This is a genomic window from Acidisphaera sp. L21 (assembly GCF_009765685.1).
GTDB lineage: Bacteria > Pseudomonadota > Alphaproteobacteria > Acetobacterales > Acetobacteraceae > LMUY01.
The window spans coordinates 1-478 of sequence record NZ_LMUY01000126.1; the positions used below are offsets into that span (position 1 = coordinate 1).

The following is a 478-nucleotide window of genomic DNA, read 5'->3' on the forward strand; positions in this document are numbered from 1 at the left end:
GGTCGTGCTGAGTTGCCAGAGCGCCATGGCGTTGGGCACGTTGACGGCGGCTGGCGCATCGTGAAGACAGTCGGCTCCAAAATCACCCACTTGACGCCGATGCAGGGCTTCTGCGCCGAGACCGGCGGCGCCGTGGCGCTGTTCAGCGCGACGTGGCTGGGCATCCCCGTCTCGACGACCCACACCATCACCGGTTCAATCGTCGGCGTCGGAGCCGCGCGCCGTCCCAGTGCGGTAAGATGGCGCATCGTGCGCGGCATCGTGGTCGCTTGGGGCATAACCCTTCCGGCGTCGGCCGCCGTCGCCGCCGTATGTTACTGGATCGTCGAAGCCGTCGGCCACTGGGCATAGGCTTTCACAAGGCCAGGCAAGCCGCTCCGGCTGCGATGGCGCCGCAGGACGCAATACGGCGGGCGGAGAGCTTCTCCTGCAGGAACATTCGGCCAATTAGGGCCGCCCAGACCACGCTGGTCTCCCG

1 protein-coding gene is annotated in these 478 nt (G+C 67.4%); it reads left to right on the forward strand.

Translation table 11 applies throughout. The annotated features are described in order from the left end of the window. The coding region (locus GSQ76_RS24040; protein WP_335904934.1) for an inorganic phosphate transporter at positions 1-351 on the forward strand (351 nt) is incomplete at its 5' end. Positions 352-478: the final 127 nt, after the last annotated feature.